Raw genomic sequence first — 17997 nt, 5'->3', positions numbered from 1 at the left:
TCAAATACAATATATTTTGTATTATATAGTGTTTATTGAATGGCTTTATTTTAGTTTAAAGTTGCACTTTGTGCAATGGCAAGTAGTTCGTCTCCAGTTTCTATATTGTGCCGCAACTCATCTTGCATGTTCACTTTTACCCGAAAGGCCTTGAGGCCTTGTACGCCCTGCATTTCTTCAATTTCCAAGTGTTCCACGTCTTGCTCCACGTAGCCTTCGCTTTGCAAAAACTCTATGTAACGCATATATTCTTGCGCCTCTTTCTGAAGCATGTATACAATGGCAATCTTACCTGGTTGCGTAAGGCGCTCTTCTGTGCCACGTATGGTGGCTTTGTCAAGTCGCTTTTTTATAATTTCGTAGCGAATGTTGTTGGCGCCGTCTACATCAAACTTTTTCTCATCTTGCCTAAAGCGTATAGAAATAGGTTCGCTGTGAACCAGCAGCAGCTGCGTTATTTCGAGTGGCAGCTTTAAACTTGGACGGAGTTTATGAATGCGGCGGGCAATTTCGCAGGTAAGCATGAGCTGCCACAGGCGCATGTTCTTTAAATAAATTGGCTCAAAATGCTTGTTGTTCAAAAGGGATGAGCCGATGTAAATATTATACTCCAAACCATCAGTTCTGTACTTCTCGAAGTAGTGAGGGAATATTTTCTGTGCTTTATGCTCCTCTCGGTCCAAAAAGTTAGAAATGGTTTCGTTTATCTTATGCATACTTTCTTCGTAAGCCTTACGCTTGTTATAAACAGCTTTGTAAGGGTTACTAATGGCTAGCCTATAAAGGTTGATCGGTGCCGCCATAGAAGGGCTCTTGGCCTGGAAATAGGGAAATAGCGATTCAATTTCTTCTCTCAAAAACTCAAGCACTATACCTTCGTCACCCGAGGTAAGTTCATTAAGGATGTTCTGCGAGAACTTATCTAATTTGTAAAGCAGTTCATCCAGAATAGAAAGGTCAAGCTCCTCTTTCGCGGCAAGTATAATTTCTTTGGCCAATACTAGCTGCTCTAGCAGGTCGCCTTGTATTGCTTTATTGCGTTCAGAAGCCGATCCTCTTATATCGGACACGCCGAAAAAGGGGTGCACATCTTTAAAAACGATAGGCTCTATCTCGGCGCGTATGTTACGGTCTGTTTTATCGAGCAGGTTTATGGCCGCTTGTGTAAAGCGCCACTCAACAATTGGGTGTATGGCTGTAAACTTCTCTTTTATGATGCTCTGAATGCTGCTGCGCAGTTCATCCATGCTTCGGTTCATAGCAAGGGCAAACAACGGTAGTATTTCTTTCAGCTTGATAGTGGATAATGCGTTCAATTCCCCTGGTATAGGAGAAGCAATTTCCAATACACCAATGGTCGAACCCTCGAATTGCAGTGGTGCAATAATCAGGTTGCGTACACCTGCATTCAATAAATCTTCTTCTACAGGCGTAGCATTTTGGAATACCTTTAAATCCTCCACTACAATGGTATGGCCTTTCTTTATAACTGGGTCATAGATAGAGCTATCTAGGTCTTCCAGTTTTAAATTGCAGCTGTTTGTAAGCACAAGTCCGTTCCAAAGCTTACGAGCAAAGTTAGTGTCAAACTCCTGCTTTGCAGGGCATGAGGCGATACCCAAACGTATGTCTGGCAGGTTAAACAATACCCGAAGTTTCTGCTGTAAATTTTCGAACCCTTCCCTGGAGCTTACAGAGTCTTTATCGAGGAGGTCGTATCGGAGCGATGAAATCGTTTCCTCATTAGTTACATCGGTAAAATCGTAAATCGCAAACCCAGAGAACTCAAAGTTCTGTGGCGGAATCTTCTGCATCCACAGGTCTAGGTTGTTGTACCGGTTTATCAGGAAGTTTATTTCCTGTGCTGTAAGTTTTTTGATATCACCCTTCGCTTTTACTTCCATAAACTTGAGGTCGATATCAAGTTTATAGTGACGCTCCAGCATGGTGAATTTATCTTTTATAGTAAAGATAAAGGGCTTGTCTACCGTGAAATTGGCATTGTAAAACTTGTCCAGTATAAGTGTGTAAGCCGATAGCGTTTGCCTGAAGAGCAAGGTTTTCTGGTCTATGCTCAGTCGCTCGGTATAATTCTCGCCTCCCAGTAACTGTAGTTCCTCTAGCCGTGGCGTGGCATAAAAGCTTTCGAAGTGGAAAGGCAATACAGCGGCCTTTAAATCATTTTCCCATAGCGCACTCGGGAAAATGTCTTCCATCAAAATATCTACGGTGTCTATGTTTTTATCAATAACAGCCAGGTTATGAATAGGCTCCAATAGTTCAGGTTTCTGGCGAAGCAGGTTAGCCAACTCGCGTACTCTTGCTAAATTGCAGTTCGGGTCAGAGGCTGCTTTTTTTTCCCAATAGGCAACAAGCGGTGCTAAGCTTAGAGTAGTCTCGAAAGGAAACTTATCTGAGCTAAGCGTGAAGCCATCTTGGTTAGTGATGGTAACAACGGTTTCATGAAAGCTGCTTTTGGTGCTCATATATTGCTGTTTTACTCTAGTTTTGTAGGGAGTGCCACTGGTCTCCAAAAAGAGTTGTCTGTTTGTTTTACATTACTTTTAACGTTATTCACAAGTAAAAGGTAGTGCAATTATCAAGAATGAGTTTTATCTTTTGATTAAGTAATAGTTGGCTTGGGCGCTCCCGTACACCCTATATTATGAGGAGTAAATATAGAATGGCACAATATTTATAGAGAAAGGTTGTTAAAAGTGTTATCAGAACTTATAAAAGAAAACATGAAAAAGATTCAGGTATGGCTATGTGTAATGCTCTTGCTAGGTTTAGCTTTTAATGCCCAGGCGCAAACACAGTCGGAGCTGGAAAAAGAATTGAATGATTTAAGAGCCTGGATGAAAACCAGATCAAGCCAGGCAGATAGTGTTATTCGGAAAGAATGGCCAACTGTAAAAAATGAATTCAGAGAACTGAGTTATTCGCTTGACAGTAACACCAAGAAGCTTTCGGAAGAGTCTAAGAGTGAATATAGTACCATAAAGCAGCAGTACAAAGAATGGGAAGAACGCAACGAGACGCGTAAAGCCGTTTCTTTCGAAAAAGAAGAATTGGAGCGTTGGGAGCGGGAAATGGTGGGCACTACAAAAATAAATAAGATAAAGGCCGCTAATCTGCGCGATGCCTTCGTGAGAGCCCTAGAGTATACCCGTGGCTCGCGCCGTAACTGGTCTTTGCGCGATTGGGATTACGCTGAGTTTGTGTTTGGAGAACTTAATACTCGCAAATCGGAGCTGCAAGGTCACCTGAACAGCAGTGATAAGATTAAAATAGCTGCCCTGCAGGTTGAATTTGCATCTCTGAAAAAGAGCCGCGATGCCAAAGATGCCTTTGAAAACATGAAGGAAAAGAAATAAGCTCTCTCGCTTTATCTAAACAAAAGCCCCACCAATTTCAGTTGGTGGGGCTTTTGTTTAGATGGCGTTTTGTCCTTTAGTACCACCCGATGGGTCTTCGCCGCTGCTACGGCCTTGGTTAGGGCTTTTATCTTTCTGCTGATCGCTCAGGCTGTGGTTTTGCTTTAGATCGTCAGAGTTTTTTGCTTTCGGATCTGTTTGTTTGCTCGGTTGTTGATTATGTCCTTTTGTCATAGCTTTCTTACTTAGGGTTAGTGTCTGTTTATAGTTTTGTTTGCGGTGTTAGTGGCTATGAGTTAAAGCGGTGGTGTATAGCACTGTTGAAAAGTGGTGGGTAAGTAATGGGCAGGTTCGCGGGGCATCTCTTTAAAAAGCCTTACTTTTGTATTCGGCTTTTACCAATAATTACTTTAGTACATGCACATTGCAATAGTCGGCAACATTGGCGCTGGCAAAACTACACTGGCCACTAAACTGGCACAACATTTTAAATGGGATCTATACCTGGAGGCTGTAGATAACAACCCTTACCTGAAGGATTTTTACGAGGACATGGAGCGTTGGGCATTTCACTTACAGGTGTATTTCCTGAACAGCCGTTTTAACCAGGTGCAGCAGATACAGGCAAAGCAGACCGATGTTATCCAGGACCGCACCATATATGAAGATGCATTCATATTTGCTAAAAACCTGCACCAGTCTGGCCTCATGAGCACCCGCGACTACGAAAACTATTTTTCGCTTTTCCAGTCGATGATCAGCATGGTGAAAGCGCCTGACCTGATGATTTACCTGAAAGCAGATTTGCCAAAGTTGATCGGGCAGATAGAAAAGCGTAACCGCGACTACGAGAGCAGCATCAGCATAAATTATTTGCGCAACCTGAACGAGCACTACAACACCTGGATGGGCAGCTACGACCAAGGCAAACAGCTTGTAATAGACGTGAACAACCTTGACTTTGTGGCAAACCCAGAAGACTTGGGCTCTATTATAGAAAAGATACAGCGCGAGCTGTTCGGCTTGTTTTAAGTATAGCATTTGCTAAAAAGAAAAAAGGTAAAGGGCAGAAAAGGCTCTTTACCTTTTTTGCTTTTAAGGATTAATCTTCTGTAAGCACAACTCATGTGAGCAGAAAATCTGCCTCATTCCCATCACAACTAAAATGCTTTCATGGGTGGTAAACTACCGTCCACACTCTTGGTTTAGGGTAGACCTCAAGACAGGAGAGGCTTTTGCTAACTATTCTAAAATGACTATCTTCATCATTGTAAGAAATCTAACGATAGCATTATGAAACCACGCCATATCCTCTTTGCCTCGGCAATTGCGGCTGTAACCTTCAGCTGTACAAGTAAAACATCAGAAGACGCTGCCAACACCGCCGAAACAGTTCAGACTGACGATAACATACAGCAGAAGCTGGACAAGTACACAACGGTGCGCCTTACAGCGGATCTTGAAAACCTGAGTGCAAACGAGAAGCAGATGGTTGCGCTTTTGATTGAGGCGGGTGTGAACATGAATGAGCTTTTCTGGTATGAGGCATATGGCAGGCGCGATTCATTGTTAGCCACACTCGATAACGAAGCCGCAAAACAGTATGTAAAGATCAACTACGGCCCTTGGGACAGGTTAGAGAACAACGAGCCTTTTATAGCAGGTGTAGGTCCGAAACCAGATGCGGCTAATTTCTATCCGCATGACATGACAAAGAATGAGTTTGAACAAGCCAACCTTTCTGACAAAACGAGCCAATACACCTTCTTGCGCCGTGATGCCAACGGAAAGTTGATAACAGTGCCTTACCATGCGCAGTTTAGAACGCAGGTGCAGCGCACGGCAGACCTACTGAAGCAGGCGACAAATCTAGCTGACGATGCTGGCCTTAAGAAGTACCTTAACCTGCGGGCAGAGGCTTTGCTCACTGATAATTACCAGCCCAGCGACTTAGCCTGGATGGACATGAAAAACAATAAAATAGACGTTGTTATCGGGCCAATAGAAACGTACGAGGACAAATTGTTTGGCTATAAGGCTGCTCACGAAGCTTATGTGCTTATAAAAGATATGGAGTGGAGCGAACGCTTGGCAAAATATGCTGCCTTTTTGCCAGAACTACAACGAGGCCTGCCTGTTGCCGCCAATTATAAAAAAGAAACGCCAGGCACCGATTCTGATCTGAATGCTTACGATGTGGTTTTTTATGCAGGCGACAGTAATGCAGGCAGTAAAACCATTGCTATAAACTTGCCAAACGACGAGGAGGTGCAGCTGAAAAAAGGCACACGCCGCCTGCAACTGAAAAATGCCATGCGCGCCAAGTTTGATAAAATTATGGTGCCAATAGAGGAAGAACTGATTGTAGAGGACCAGCAACAGCATGTCACCTTCGATGCCTTTTTTGCAAACACCATGTTTCATGAAGTGGCACACGGTTTAGGCATAAAGAACACCATAAACGGTAAAGGCACTGTACGCGAGGCATTGAAAGAACATGCATCAGCATTAGAAGAAGGCAAAGCAGATATACTAGGGTTGTACATGATTACGCAGCTGCATGAGAAAGGTGAAGTAGAAGGTAGCCTGGAAGACTATTACACAACTTTTTTGGCAGGTATTTTTCGTTCAGTCAGGTTTGGGGCGGCAAGTGCACATGGTAAGGCCAATATGGTACGATTTAACTTTTTTGCTGAAAACGGAGCTTTCGAACGCGATGCGCAAACAGGTAAGTACCGCGTGAACTATGCTAAAATGAGAGAAGCCATGAACAAACTGTCGGAGAAGATACTGACGCTGCAAGGCAACGGCGACTACGCAGGTGTAGGCCAATTGCTGGAGGAACAAGGCCAAATTAGTGCAAATCTGCAGGCAGACCTAGACCGCCTGTCGCAGAACAACATACCTGTTGATATTGTGTTTGAGCAAGGTGTAGATGTTCTGGGCCTGAAATAAGTTTTAAAATTATCAGTAAAAACAATCCTGATTTGCTAACATATGAAAAGTCAAACGAAAAAGTACTTACTGTTGATTCTGTTTTTCTGCGCCACCTTTACGAGTGGTTTTTCTCAAGCTTCAAGGCCTTTCGAAGAGGAAATTAAAAATTTTGAGCAGCAGGATAAGACCAATCCGCCTCAAAAAGGCGCGATTCTTTTTATCGGGAGTTCCTCTATCAGAATGTGGAAAGATCTGCAGGAGCGATTTGAGGGTTATGCTTTGGCGAACAGGGGCTTTGGCGGAAGCACCTTAGCCGATGTTAACTATTATGCCGACAGAATTCTCTTCCCTTACCGCCCGTCTAAGATTTTCCTTTATGCTGGTGAAAACGATTTGGCAGGCGATGCAACAGTAGAGCAAACATACCAGGAGTTCTTAAAGTTTTACAAAGAGGTGACTGCTCGGCTGCCAGAAACTAAGGTATATTTTATATCAGCCAAGCCTAGCCCCAGCAGATTAAGCTCGAAAGCGAAGTTTGTAGAGTTCAACAACAAAGTGAAAACCTTCATAAACGACCAGAAGTGCGATTGGACCTACATAGACGTTTACAATGCGATGCTAAATGCGAATGGTGCGCCACGAAAAGAGCTTTTTATAGAAGATAATCTGCACATGAACAGCAAAGGCTACGACATCTGGCAAGAGATAGTAGGGAAGTACCTATAAAAACTTATTGCCTCATGTAAATCGCAGTTGGTTTAACATGTTGATTCTTTAATGTTTAGGCTAATCTGTGCTTGTGCAAACCAAGAGAGGCACACCCAAGTCGAGTGTGCGAGCTAAGATTAAAAGTTACAAAAAAAAGATAGGATATAGTTTAAGGGAATGTTAACTAAGGTAACCGACTACACATGTGGTGTGTAGTCGGTTTATTTTTTAGGTAAGGATGTGACAATAAATGAATGTGAAGGATTTTGTGTAAAATATTGATAACCTTATTGTTGTGATGTGGGTATTTTAAACTTCCGATATGTTTTATCCTAAATCATTAACTAAATTAAAAACTGATGAAAAGCTATTATGACTTTAAAAATGACAGTCCGCAGGAGCGGCTGGAGAGAAACAGCTTATATCCTGAGCTTGCCAAGTTTCATATTGCTCTAAGAGAAGAGCTGGGAGAGGAAGAGTATCAGGCTTTCTATCAGGCAGAGAAAGAAGCTATGAAACTTTATGCTCCTATGTATCATCAAACGGGAAACCAGCGAATTTATGCTTAACAACAGCATCATGAAATAGGAAAGGCAAACAAAGTTAAATTGTTTGCCTTTTTTATGGCCTCTTTTTCCTTGATTGCAAGAGCTATAACTGCTGTAACACTAGTTCGGCACCTTCTTCGCCTACCAACGAACCAATGGCTATGCCCATGCCACTGAGGCGAATGGCGCAGCTCACCCGCTCCGATACCTGCTGCACCAAGGTTGTCTTCTGGTTTCCCATACCCATAATACCGCTCCAACGGTGCTCTACTTCAAAGGCTGTGTCAGGAAGTATAACCTCTTTTAAAAGCTGCTCCAGCTTTTGCTGTACTAAGTCAGTAAGGCCAAATTCAACAGTTTCCTCCGTTTGCAAATCCAGGTTACGGCCGCCCCCAAACAAGACACGGTTGCCGATGTTGCGGAAGTAGTAATAACCTTTGTCGTAATGAAAAGTGCCTTTGAATTTTAGATTAGGTATGGGCTTAGTGATTAATACTTGTGCACGAGCAGGAACAATAGATAAATTCGGCAGCAACTTTTGGGCAAAGCCATTGGTTGCCACCAAAGCCGCACGAGCCTGTATAGGTAACCCTTGTGCTGTGATAGCTGTTATACCCGAGCTTTCATCCTGCAGTTGTTGGACCTCTAGCCCATTAAGTACTAACACACCTAGTGCCTGCACCTTTTGTGTCAGGGCCAGAATCATTTTACCTGTATCTATCTGTCCTTCGGCTGTGCTCTTGATTAAATGCGCCACCTGTTTAAAGCCAAATTTCTCTATCTCGCTGTCTGCCGATCTGTAAACAACAGGCTCACCAACGATGGCTTCAAGTTGTTTGTTAAGGTAGGGGAGGCGGTCCAAACAGGCTTCATACAGTTCTTGCTGTGGTTGCTCAAACAGTTCGTAGCCGCCCCAGCGGTGGTAGTTTATGGTGGCACTTCCAAGGTTTTGCAAGAGGCGTTGCAGGCCAAGCCAGCGACGCTGCACCAGGCTAAAAACTTCTTCTTCGGAATGATGTACCAGATCCTCCAATAGTTCGGAGGGGCTGCCGAAACAGGCGAAGCCAGCATTTTTGGAACTTGCACCCGTAGGTAGCAACCCACGTTCTGCCACCACTATTTTTAGTTTCGGCTGTTTTGTTTTCAGGTGGAGGGCAGCGTTCAGGCCAACTATACCGCTACCAACAATCAGCACATCAATATTACTGAAATAAGTATCACGTTCCCAAAAACTGAGCTGCATGATTTAGTCTTCTTCGCGGGTGAAGGGGTGGCTATAGTTTCGTGCCGTGGCTTCGTCTAGCAGTTCAAAGCCTGTCAACATAATTTCTCTTTCACCATTGTTCAGGCCTTTTACAAAAGTGCCCTCAGGTGTTTCGTAAATGGCATAGTTGTGGCGCCCAAAGGGGTATAGGTTGTTGCTTTTAAGAATGATGGCATTCGTTAGATCTACTTTTCGACCTTCTGCAACCGTAACAATGTATTTGCTTGTGCTCATATCTCATTTAAAATACGCTTCAAGATAGTACTTATTTCTTCAGCACGATTCATCACCATTAAATGTTCTCCTCCTTTTATTTTGATGATCTCTGAGCCGTTTCGGAAAGGAAGCACTTTATCGGATGTACCGTGCAGGTGCGTGATTTGAGGCATTACTTCATGCTGTTTCCATTTTAAGAGTTGGTCAAGCGACCAACGCAGGTACAGCTCACTCATGTTCTGGTAAACGTCCTTCAGAAGTTCTTTTTGATAGGGAGTATGTGCTCCGAAAAAGTAAGGAGCCGCGGGATAAGTAGCACGCAAAAGCGGCATAGGCACCACTCGCTGTAGTTTCATTTTACCCATCAGGCGATAGTGCCAGGGTATACCATGCTGCGTGCTCAGGCTAGAGATAAGTATAAGCTTTTCAGGATTCAAGATTTTGCCTAGTTCAATGGCAGCCACTCCTCCAAAAGAAAGGCCAACCAAAATAGGGTTTGGCTCCTGAACAGCAGCACCTAACCGTTTTACATATGCTTGTAGTGGTTCATCTATATGCAGTGGCTCTAGCCAGGGGAGGTGCACTACCTGGTAATTTGGCGGTAGGCGTAGAAACTGAAATACTCGCCAATCGGCTCCTAAGCCGCTGATAATGTAGATGTTTTTTGCAGACGAATTAACTGTGGCTGGCAAAGTTTATAAGTAGTTGAATTGAGCTTATTTTGTTTAAAGACTCTTTACGAATATAAAAAAGAAAAGCAGCATGGCCAACATTACAAGCGCTGACTTTAGGCTCGATCTATTTTGAAGAATGTCTTCTTCGTGTTCCATCCTTGGTGACGGATTTACTTCACCTAATCTTTTGATCAATGCTGTACTAACCACTTGACGGCCTGCTTCCGTTGACTAAAACTTGATACAAGTAGAGAGGGCGTATCTCTGACTAGCAGGTCTTGTGCAGAAAGCAAGCTAAACATGTTGCTGGAGTATACGTGAGCCATGTAGCGCAGTCCTGCTTTTGTTACCTGTGGCACCCATTCAAATTGTAGCTATTCGTTGGCCTCTTGCCAGTCACCGGATGCCTCAGACTTGTTGTTGAGCAGCTTGGGGCAAGGGTGCCTTTTGAGTAGTTCTAGAAATACCTTAGCTGTAGCTACCACATCTTCTGCTGTGATATGGCCCGTCCATTTGGCTTCTATATAATGCTTGTGTTGCAAAAAAGTGGTGTGTACACCATGGGAGGTGTGCCTGAGTTGGAAAGGAGATGGCCAGTGCCTTATCTGGGTTGAAACTTTTGTTTCCATAGCTACAGCAAACAGGTGGTTGGCTGCCATAGCCTTTAGGGTTCATTTATAGTGGAGTAAAGGGGTGCAGCGCATATTTTATCTTACGCAAAAAGCAGAAATTGGGGCTATGAAATGCCTCTTTTGTATAGGCAAAAAGGTAGAAGCTTATAAAATAGGTGTTTAAGCTTCTTTCGAAATCACAGGAATACCCACATATAATCCTTCTGTTTCTATTTTCAAAGGATATGAGATTGCGTTTCTGGTGCGCCAGTCGCACTCCTTGCCGTTATCCAGGTTGTAGCGGTAACTGTGCCAGGGGCAAATCACTTCGTTCAAATAGTTGCCTTTGCTTAGCGAGTGGCCCAGGTGGGGGCAGGCATCCTGAACAGCAAAGAAACCTGCGAAGGTGTGGGCGAAGCAAATACTGTGACCATCTATAACAAGCTGCTTTAGCTGGCGCTGCGGTACCTGTGCTTTGGCCTCCTCTTCAGATGAAAAGATTTTGTGCCAAGTATAACTGGTTTCGGAGTTGCTCATAGGTTATTCGCTTGTAATTTTGATAGCAATTGCTTTCGCCTGTATAGTAGAAGCATCCATTACTTCACCGTCTATCCAGACCTGAACTAACTGACCTTCTTTCAAATCCTTTACTTTTAATTCCTGACCGTCATCAGTCTCAATCAAAGTATTTTCTCCTGCTTTTATATTTGCTTTGGGGTAATCTGACGCTATGCCTTCCACCGCTTCTACACTTATTGTGGTCATCACTTTGTTATCATCTGCTTCAGCAGATTGCATGCTGGTTATTCTTCCCTGAATATTGGAGAGCGTATCAGGCATACGTTTAGGTTCTTCTCCACGGCAGTTTATTAGCAAAACTGTTAGCAGCATCACTAAAAAGGCTTGTATCTTCATAAAGTTATTTCTTTGATCGGTTGGTTTAATTTGATCGGTTGGTTTAAGAAATCATTAAGAGGTTTAACACGCTGGTACAAGGGTAAGAGCTGCTCTGGAAAAGTAGGAGAGCTGACCTCTTCATCCGTAAAATAATGTAAAGCCAAAAAGCTCTTGTGTTTCAGCAACTCAATAGATGGGTGTTGCTTGCTGTACCCCTTAGGTGCTACTTTCGCTTTCTCTCCAAAAAGTTGCCCAAAGCTTTCTTTGAATTCAGCAGTAGCTAGAATGTTCTCTAAAGTTTCAGGGGTATAATCAATCTCTTGCCTTATGGCTTGAAGTATTTTTGCACTTGGTGCGGGCAAACCGCCTCCTACCCGAGATTTGTTTCCTGGCTCCAACACTAAAATATAGTTAGCGTAGGGTGAGTGTCTGCCATCAGGAGAAATACCTGCTCCCATTCGGCCTTTATAGGGTGCCCCGCCTTTACGCGTAAAATCATTTTTATTGATTCTATACATAGCCTCAGTGGGTGTAAGGCCCATCACTCTTGGGTCAATGGTAGCAAGCGAGGCTATAGTTCCAGAAACAATTTCTGAAAATTTCTGCCTCGCTTGTAGGTACTTTTCCCTGTGTTCGTCCATCCAGGCTTTGCTGTTGTTTAGCTGCAGTTCCTTTAAAAAATCAAGAACAAAGCCAGTGTCTGTTAGGGTAGAATGCAAGGCCAATATTTTATTTTGGCGTTTTGGCTTTAAACCATAATATACCGATGACAATTAGTATAGCTAATGCGATTAATATGAAGAAAGTCATGTCTTTGTCTGTTTAAGTTGAACATATTAGCTATTGTACTAATGCAAAGGGCCTCTTGTTGCAGGTATTTACCTGAAGCAAGAGGCCCTTTGTCATTTTAGTGGATAATGTTAAGCCACTTTCAACACTTTATTTGTCAGCACAGCAGTGCGTATAACGGTTTCAGATTCGTAATAAGTCAGGAAATCTTCGGCTGGGCACGGCACTTGTTGAGGCTCCTGTTTCAACACCACTTTAGCGCGTTGGCCTACAGTAATAACACCTATGCCGTTCTTCCTGCAAAGGGCCAGAAAGTTTTCAGCTAATCTGTTTCTTCTGAAGTTAAGGCTGCTCATCGATAAACCTACCCACTTTTCATCAGCAGGTACCTGCTTAAAGCTGCTTACTATCTTCCTGAGTTTATTTACTTTGAATTTTTTTTCGAGTAGAGAATGTATGAGAAAGCAAGTAGCTGCCACAACTAAAGCTGCACCAGCAGCAATAAATATTCCTGCTATTTGAAACAGCAGCAAGAAAGAAATGGCAGCAGTTATAACAGCCGTTATATATCGCGTTTTGCTGAGGCCATTCTTTTTATAGTTGTTCAACATGCTAGCTATCTCGGTAGAATAGCTTGTATTCAGGCTGGCGGTGCAAATCTTGTTTTCTGGAGAAAGAAAAGCAAAGAGTCCGTCTACTTCGGTGCCTTGTTTTGTTTTTATAGCCTTAAATACATAGACATTTTTGCCTTTATACTTGTTGGAGTAGTAAGACTGTAGGAAAGGATAAGCAAAGTCTTCAATTCTGCTCTCTTTTGGGCTCGGCATACTTTATTATGATTATAGTAGACGGATGAATGGTGTAAAATATAAAATTATAATAAAGTATTGTTTTCTAGGTTTTATACTTGTTGTAATCTAATATTCTTCTGCTGCTTTAGCGGTAGAATACTAAGGTAATACAAATATAGTGCTATTTGTGATACGTGCAACAGGTTGGATATCAAATTTTTCACTGTTATAACAGTAAGTTTGAGGGCGAGTTTCAAGTCTTCAAACTTACAGAGCTGAATAATGGGAAATATAAATGTGATCATAAGTTTTAAATTTCACTCCTTCTATGTGAACAAAGACTTATGTGTTATCAGAAGCTATAAGTCGACCTTGTGCAACTTAAGTATTCAGTAATTTGATTGATTGAATTACCTTGTGAAAATTGCATTACTATAGCTCACCAATATTTTTTAGCTTTACATAAAATGAAGTCTGAAGGACTGCCAGAGGAATCCCTTTGAGTTATGATAAAGAAATATACGTATACTTTTAAGCACCTGCTGCTACAACTATTGGTGCTATGCTTTATAGTTACTGCAGCCACTGCCCAGGCACCACGCAAGCCATCTTCGGCAGAGTTGCTGCAGGACCTGAAAAAGCTGAACGTGCTGGGCAGCGTGCTTTACGTGGCCGCGCACCCCGACGACGAAAACACACGCCTGATCGCTTACCTCGCTAACCACAACCTGTACAACACAGGCTATTTTGCTGTTACCCGCGGCGATGGTGGTCAAAACCTAATCGGGCCCGAGATACGTGAGGGACTTGGCATAATCCGAACACAGGAGCTTCTGCAAGCCCGCAGAGTAGATGGCGGCCATCAATTCTTCAGCCGTGCCAACGACTTCGGGTTTTCCAAGAACCCTGAGGAGACTTTCACCATCTGGGACAAAGAGCAGGTGCTGGCTGATATGGTATGGGTAATTAGGAAGTTTAGGCCTGATGTGATGGTTACCCGTTTTCCGCCCGATTCCCGTGCAGGACATGGGCACCACACGGCCTCTGCTATGCTGGCTGAAGAAGCCTTTGAAGCCGCCGCCGATCAGAAACGTTTTCCTAAGCAGCTGAAGTTTGTGGAAGTGTGGCAGCCGAAGCGCCTGCTGTGGAACACGGGCGTGTGGTCGTTCAGAAGCCAAAAGGAGTTTGAAGAGAACGCAAAGAATCTGCTGAAGATTGATGTAGGGCAGTACAATCCGCTGCTGGGAAAATCTTATCCCGAGATGGCTGCCGAAAGCAGGAGCATGCACAAGAGCCAGGGGTTCGGCTCCAGCGGCTTTCGTGGCAGCGCTATGGAGTATTTGCAACACACTAAGGGCAACAAAGCCGATAAAGAACTGCTGGAAGGTATAAACACCAGCTGGAGCCGTGTAAAAGGCGGTGAGAAAATAGAAAAGCTGGTGGACCAAGCCATCCAGAACTATAAACCAGAAGCCCCCGCTGCCTCTGTGCCAGCTTTGCTAACTATAAAAAACGAACTACAGAAGCTGCCAGATTCGTACTGGAAACGTGTGAAGCTGGAAGAGGTAAACAACCTGGTGCGCCATGCGCTGGGTTTATACTTAGAAGCCGTAGCCTCGGATTATGCCGTAACGCCAGGCGAGCTGCTGCAGCTGCAACTGGAGGCCGTAAACCGATCAGGAGTGCCTGTGCAACTGCAGAGCGTGAAACTAGATTTTGCTAAAGCCGATACTACCATCAACAAACAACTAACTGCCAACGACCAACTGCAGCTAAGGCTAAAAGCGAAACTGCCTGCCGATTACCCGCTGTCGCAGCCTTACTGGTTGCGCAAGGAAGGTACTCTGGGTATGTTTAAGGTTGAGAACCAGCAGGAGGTGGGCTTGCCCGAAAATAAACCTGCCGCCAATGTACAGTTCAACCTGCTCATCCAAGGGCAGCCGTTCAACTATACTATGCCTGTGGTGTACAAACGTACCGATCCCGTGGCAGGGGAGCAGTACAGACCTTTGGCCGTTACGCCACCCGTTTTTGTGAACATCCAGGAGAAAGTTTACATGTTTGCCAACCAGGAGCCGAAGGCGGTGCAGGTGCTGGTGAAGGCTGGAAAAGCAGGTATAAAAGGCAATGTGGCACTGCAGTTACCCAAAAACTGGCGTTCTGAACCAGCGCAGGTGCCGTTTAACCTGTCGCTGAAAGATGAGGAGCAGCAGGTACGTTTTATGCTTTATCCGCCAAAAGACCAGCAAAGCATAACGATAAAGGCCGTGGCTACCATGGATGGGCAAAAGTATAGCCGTGGCCTGAACGTGATTCAATACCAACACATCCCGACACAAACTACTTTCCCTGAGGCTGAGGCGAAGGCGGTGCGGCTTGAAATAAAAACACCCGCCAATCAAGTTGCTTACATAATGGGGGCTGGGGATGAGGTGCCTGAGAGCCTGCGCCAGATTGGCTATAACGTCACGCTGCTGCAGGATGGCGACATCACCTCTGAGAATCTTAGCCGTTTTAGTGCTGTTATATTGGGTATTCGAACCCATAACACAGTAGAGCGCACGCGCTTTTACCAACCTAAACTGCTGGAATATGCGCAGAACGGCGGTACGGTGGTGCTGCAGTATACTACGCCGCAGGGCTTGCTCTCGCCAAACTTTTCGCCTTTCCCGCTAACGCTTTCCCACGACCGTGTGACGGTGGAGGAAGCGGAAGTGCGTTTCCTAAAGCCTGGACACCAGGTGCTGAACTGGCCAAACAAGATCACCCAAAAAGATTTTGAAGGATGGGTACAGGAACGTGGTTTATACTTTGCCAGTGACTGGGGAAATGAGTTTGAGGCGATACTTTCGAGCAACGACCCTAATGAGCCGCCACGTAACGGAGGTTTGCTGGTTGCGAAGTATGGCAAAGGCCACTTTGTATACACAGGTTACTCCTGGTTTAGAGAGTTACCCGCTGGTGTGCCAGGAGCCTACCGCTTGTTTACCAATATTATCTCGCTGGGCGAAACGCAGCCAAGCAAAGAGGTAGGACAAAAAACGAAGTAAAGGCCTACCAGCACAATCTGTCTAAAATGAAAGAAAATATACCCGAAAAGCAGAGCCCTGAAAAGCCACCTATACTTGGTAGCTGGCGCAACTTATATTTGCTGGTGCTCGGAAACCTAGCCTTCCTGATCATTTTGTTTTACCTGATTACCAGAATCTACGAATGAGCATTTGGGATTGGGTTGTGCTTTTTGGTACCCTCGGGTTTATCGTGATTTATGGTGTGGTAAAAACGCGCGGCAGCAAAGACATAGACGGCTACCTGCGCGGAGATAACAGCATGAAATGGTGGACCATTGGTCTCTCCGTAATGGCGACACAGGCAAGTGCTATCACCTTTCTTTCCACACCAGGGCAGGCCTACGAAGACGGGATGCGCTTCGTGCAGTTCTACTTCGGCTTGCCCATTGCCATGGTTATCATTTCTGTAACCGTAATCCCTATTTTTTATAGACTGAAAGTATATACGGCCTACGAGTTTCTGGAAAACCGCTTCGACTTGAAAACCCGTACGCTGGCGGCGCTCCTGTTTCTGGTGCAACGTGGCCTGGCGGCAGGCATCACTATTTATGCGCCTGCCATTATTTTGTCTTCTATACTTGGCTGGAACCTGAATCTTACCATCATCATTATCGGGGTGCTGGTAATTATCTACACCATGTCGGGCGGTACAAAAGCTGTAAGTGTAACGCAGAAGCAACAGATGGCCGTGATGATGGGCGGAATGATTATCGCAGGTATTATGGTGGTTCGCTATCTGCCTGATTATGTTTCTTTTGGTGATGCCATAAAGGTGGCAGGCAAAATGGGCAAAATGAATGTAGTAGATTTCTCCTTCGACTGGGACGACCGCTATAATTTCTGGTCAGGTATAACAGGTGGCCTATTCCTGTCGCTGTCTTACTTCGGCACCGATCAGTCGCAGGTGGCGCGTTATTTAGGCGGAAAATCGGTAACTGAGAGTAGGCTAGGCTTGTTGTTCAACGGTTTGCTGAAGATCCCGATGCAGTTCGTTATCCTTTTTATCGGCGTAATGGTATTCGTGTTTTACCAGTTCAATCAGCCGCCTGCCTTTTTCAATGAAGCCGCCAAAAACAAAGTATACGCTACTGATTATGCTCCGCAGTTGCGCCAACTAGAGGCACAGCACGAGCAGTTGTTTAACCAAAAGCAGGAGGTAGTGCAGGCGCTAACTACAGCTGTTCAGCAAGAAGATGAAACAGCCATTGCTGAGGCTCAAACGCAGTTAGCAAGTATAGAAACGGCATCAGATAAAGTGCGGGAAGAGGTGAAAACTGTTGTAAAAGCTGCCGTTCCTGATACTGAAACAAGGGATACGGACTACATTTTCATCTCTTTCGTGATGAAATACCTGCCTGTGGGGCTGGTGGGGCTGCTGTTGGCGGTGATCTTCTCGGCTGCTATGTCGTCCACAGCTTCAGAGTTGAATGCTTTGGCTTCTACCACGGTAGTAGATATCTATAAGCGCTCTTTCCGAAAAGAAGGTGATGCCAAGCATTACCTGACAGCTTCTAAACTCTTCACCGTAGCCTGGGGTGTTGTAGCCATATTTTTCGCTACCACCGCGTCACTTTTTGAAAACCTGATAGAAGCGGTAAACATCATCGGCTCTATTTTCTACGGAACTATACTGGGCATTTTCCTGGTAGCTTTCTACTTCAAGTACATCAAAGGGCAGGCTGTGTTTATAGCAGCTGTAATTGCTGAGGCCATTGTGCTTTACTGCTACAACTTCACCGATATTGCTTTCCTGTGGTTTAATGTGATTGGTTGTGTGGCTGTGATTGTGTTTGGTTTTGTGCTACAGGCGGTGCTTGGGGAGAAGGCTAGAAAATAGAACATATCTGCTGCTCTGCTGTTTCGGATATTCTTGCTCGCGTACTGGCAAGGCTGTTTTCGTGGATAAGGTTGTTTTGATTGATGGACTCTCGGGTTCCGAAAGTGGGGTTGTAAGGTTGTGTTGACAATTAAATGAATGATTTCCGTCAGATAGCGTTTATAGTTTAAGAGCTTATGCGACGCTACGAAATCAGTGACCATGCTTGGGAGCATGTCCTAACGCACGGTGCGAGTTTGCAGCCTTATCCTGTTTCATAACTTTTCTGCAAAGCGAG

At 44.5% G+C, this 17997-nt stretch carries 18 protein-coding genes; 8 read left to right on the top strand and 10 right to left on the bottom strand.

Annotation, left to right across the window (positions count from 1 at the left end):
- Positions 1 to 50: 50 nt before the first annotated feature.
- Complete coding sequence (locus LN893_RS12410; protein WP_229970506.1) at positions 51 to 2486, bottom strand: GAF domain-containing protein; 2436 nt, start codon at positions 2484 to 2486, stop codon at positions 51 to 53.
- A gap of 258 nt (positions 2487 to 2744) precedes the next feature.
- On the opposite strand from LN893_RS12410, the gene LN893_RS12405 reads away from it, so the two are divergent.
- Entirely contained in the window at positions 2745 to 3377 is a 633-nt protein-coding gene (locus LN893_RS12405) for a hypothetical protein (RefSeq protein WP_229970504.1), read from the top strand.
- A gap of 57 nt (positions 3378 to 3434) precedes the next feature.
- Here LN893_RS12405 and LN893_RS12400 read toward each other — a convergent pair whose 3' ends face one another.
- The gene (locus LN893_RS12400) at positions 3435 to 3611 is read right to left on the bottom strand and encodes a hypothetical protein (RefSeq protein WP_229970503.1); all 177 of its coding nucleotides are present in this window, start codon (positions 3609 to 3611) and stop codon (positions 3435 to 3437) included.
- 183 nt (positions 3612 to 3794) lie between these two features.
- Between LN893_RS12400 and LN893_RS12395 the strand changes: the two genes are divergently transcribed.
- The 4 genes from LN893_RS12395 (at position 3795) to LN893_RS12380 (ending at position 7591) form a co-directional block, all read left to right on the top strand.
- The gene (locus LN893_RS12395; protein ID WP_229970501.1) at positions 3795 to 4409 is read left to right on the top strand and encodes a deoxynucleoside kinase; all 615 of its coding nucleotides are present in this window, start codon (positions 3795 to 3797) and stop codon (positions 4407 to 4409) included.
- A gap of 261 nt (positions 4410 to 4670) precedes the next feature.
- Positions 4671 to 6332: a DUF8614 domain-containing protein gene (locus tag LN893_RS12390; RefSeq protein WP_229970499.1), complete on the top strand. Its 1662-nt coding sequence runs from the start codon at positions 4671 to 4673 to the stop codon at positions 6330 to 6332.
- A 42-nt stretch (positions 6333 to 6374) separates the two neighbouring features.
- Positions 6375 to 7040, top strand: coding sequence for a GDSL-type esterase/lipase family protein (locus tag LN893_RS12385; RefSeq protein ID WP_229970497.1), 666 nt, complete (start codon positions 6375 to 6377; stop codon positions 7038 to 7040).
- A 341-nt stretch (positions 7041 to 7381) separates the two neighbouring features.
- Positions 7382 to 7591 (top strand): hypothetical protein, encoded by a 210-nt coding sequence (locus LN893_RS12380; protein WP_229970494.1) that lies wholly within the window; start codon positions 7382 to 7384, stop codon positions 7589 to 7591.
- 82 nt (positions 7592 to 7673) lie between these two features.
- On the opposite strand, the gene LN893_RS12375 is transcribed toward LN893_RS12380, so the two are convergent.
- The 8 genes from LN893_RS12375 to LN893_RS12340 form a co-directional block, all read right to left on the bottom strand.
- Positions 7674 to 8813 carry an NAD(P)/FAD-dependent oxidoreductase gene (locus tag LN893_RS12375; RefSeq protein ID WP_229970492.1) on the bottom strand — a complete coding sequence of 380 codons (1140 nt, stop codon included), beginning with the start codon at positions 8811 to 8813 and terminating at the stop codon, positions 7674 to 7676.
- 3 nt (positions 8814 to 8816) lie between these two features.
- On the bottom strand, positions 8817 to 9068 hold the full coding sequence (locus tag LN893_RS12370) for a hypothetical protein (RefSeq protein ID WP_229970490.1): 252 nt from the start codon (positions 9066 to 9068) through the stop codon (positions 8817 to 8819).
- The gene (locus LN893_RS12365) at positions 9065 to 9742 is read right to left on the bottom strand and encodes an alpha/beta hydrolase (protein ID WP_229970488.1); all 678 of its coding nucleotides are present in this window, start codon (positions 9740 to 9742) and stop codon (positions 9065 to 9067) included. Before LN893_RS12365 ends, LN893_RS12370 begins: the two co-directional genes overlap by 4 nt.
- Before the next feature lie 356 nt (positions 9743 to 10098).
- The gene (locus tag LN893_RS12360; protein ID WP_229970485.1) at positions 10099 to 10383 is read right to left on the bottom strand and encodes a hypothetical protein; all 285 of its coding nucleotides are present in this window, start codon (positions 10381 to 10383) and stop codon (positions 10099 to 10101) included.
- Between the two features lie 132 nt (positions 10384 to 10515).
- Positions 10516 to 10872, bottom strand: coding sequence for a Rieske (2Fe-2S) protein (locus tag LN893_RS12355; protein ID WP_229970484.1), 357 nt, complete (start codon positions 10870 to 10872; stop codon positions 10516 to 10518).
- A gap of 3 nt (positions 10873 to 10875) precedes the next feature.
- Positions 10876 to 11250, bottom strand: a complete 375-nt coding sequence (locus LN893_RS12350; RefSeq protein ID WP_229970481.1) for a DUF3221 domain-containing protein — start codon at positions 11248 to 11250, stop codon at positions 10876 to 10878.
- Entirely contained in the window at positions 11247 to 12005 is a 759-nt protein-coding gene (locus LN893_RS12345) for a DUF2461 domain-containing protein (RefSeq protein WP_229970479.1), read from the bottom strand. The genes LN893_RS12350 and LN893_RS12345 overlap by 4 nt, the downstream gene beginning before the upstream one ends.
- A gap of 147 nt (positions 12006 to 12152) precedes the next feature.
- Positions 12153 to 12848 carry a hypothetical protein gene (locus tag LN893_RS12340; RefSeq protein ID WP_229970477.1) on the bottom strand — a complete coding sequence of 232 codons (696 nt, stop codon included), beginning with the start codon at positions 12846 to 12848 and terminating at the stop codon, positions 12153 to 12155.
- A 470-nt stretch (positions 12849 to 13318) separates the two neighbouring features.
- Here LN893_RS12340 and LN893_RS12335 point away from each other — a divergent pair, with 470 nt between their 5' ends.
- From LN893_RS12335 to LN893_RS12325, 3 genes are read left to right on the top strand one after another with little or no spacing between them, the layout of a single operon-like run.
- On the top strand, positions 13319 to 15862 hold the full coding sequence (locus tag LN893_RS12335) for a PIG-L family deacetylase (protein WP_229970475.1): 2544 nt from the start codon (positions 13319 to 13321) through the stop codon (positions 15860 to 15862).
- A 26-nt stretch (positions 15863 to 15888) separates the two neighbouring features.
- Positions 15889 to 16029, top strand: coding sequence for a hypothetical protein (locus tag LN893_RS12330; protein WP_229970473.1), 141 nt, complete (start codon positions 15889 to 15891; stop codon positions 16027 to 16029).
- The gene (locus LN893_RS12325) at positions 16026 to 17720 is read left to right on the top strand and encodes a sodium:solute symporter family protein (RefSeq protein ID WP_229970471.1); all 1695 of its coding nucleotides are present in this window, start codon (positions 16026 to 16028) and stop codon (positions 17718 to 17720) included. Before LN893_RS12330 ends, LN893_RS12325 begins: the two co-directional genes overlap by 4 nt.
- Positions 17721 to 17997: the final 277 nt, after the last annotated feature.

The sequence above is a fragment of the Pontibacter harenae genome, assembly GCF_020907245.1.
In the GTDB taxonomy this organism is placed as follows: domain Bacteria; phylum Bacteroidota; class Bacteroidia; order Cytophagales; family Hymenobacteraceae; genus Pontibacter; species Pontibacter harenae.
The sequence above is the reverse complement of the archived record's forward strand: the minus strand, read 5'-3'. Positions and strand labels throughout refer to the sequence as shown.

Bases quoted from the DNA above. Each gene is read 5' to 3' on its own strand.
- LN893_RS12375 (WP_229970492.1), bottom strand. From the start codon at position 8,813: ATGCAGCTCAGTTTTTGGGAACGTGATACTTATTTCAGTAATATTGAT.
- LN893_RS12380 (WP_229970494.1), top strand. From the start codon at position 7,382: ATGAAAAGCTATTATGACTTTAAAAATGACAGTCCGCAGGAGCGGCTG.
- LN893_RS12350 (WP_229970481.1), bottom strand. From the start codon at position 11,250: ATGAAGATACAAGCCTTTTTAGTGATGCTGCTAACAGTTTTGCTAATA.
- LN893_RS12340 (WP_229970477.1), bottom strand. From the start codon at position 12,848: ATGCCGAGCCCAAAAGAGAGCAGAATTGAAGACTTTGCTTATCCTTTC.
- LN893_RS12390 (WP_229970499.1), top strand. From the start codon at position 4,671: ATGAAACCACGCCATATCCTCTTTGCCTCGGCAATTGCGGCTGTAACC.
- LN893_RS12335 (WP_229970475.1), top strand. From the start codon at position 13,319: ATGATAAAGAAATATACGTATACTTTTAAGCACCTGCTGCTACAACTA.
- LN893_RS12400 (WP_229970503.1), bottom strand. From the start codon at position 3,611: ATGACAAAAGGACATAATCAACAACCGAGCAAACAAACAGATCCGAAA.
- LN893_RS12370 (WP_229970490.1), bottom strand. From the start codon at position 9,068: ATGAGCACAAGCAAATACATTGTTACGGTTGCAGAAGGTCGAAAAGTA.
- LN893_RS12405 (WP_229970504.1), top strand. From the start codon at position 2,745: ATGAAAAAGATTCAGGTATGGCTATGTGTAATGCTCTTGCTAGGTTTA.
- LN893_RS12355 (WP_229970484.1), bottom strand. From the start codon at position 10,872: ATGAGCAACTCCGAAACCAGTTATACTTGGCACAAAATCTTTTCATCT.
- LN893_RS12360 (WP_229970485.1), bottom strand. From the start codon at position 10,383: ATGGCAGCCAACCACCTGTTTGCTGTAGCTATGGAAACAAAAGTTTCA.
- LN893_RS12325 (WP_229970471.1), top strand. From the start codon at position 16,026: ATGAGCATTTGGGATTGGGTTGTGCTTTTTGGTACCCTCGGGTTTATC.
- LN893_RS12330 (WP_229970473.1), top strand. From the start codon at position 15,889: ATGAAAGAAAATATACCCGAAAAGCAGAGCCCTGAAAAGCCACCTATA.
- LN893_RS12410 (WP_229970506.1), bottom strand. From the start codon at position 2,486: ATGAGCACCAAAAGCAGCTTTCATGAAACCGTTGTTACCATCACTAAC.
- LN893_RS12385 (WP_229970497.1), top strand. From the start codon at position 6,375: ATGAAAAGTCAAACGAAAAAGTACTTACTGTTGATTCTGTTTTTCTGC.
- LN893_RS12395 (WP_229970501.1), top strand. From the start codon at position 3,795: ATGCACATTGCAATAGTCGGCAACATTGGCGCTGGCAAAACTACACTG.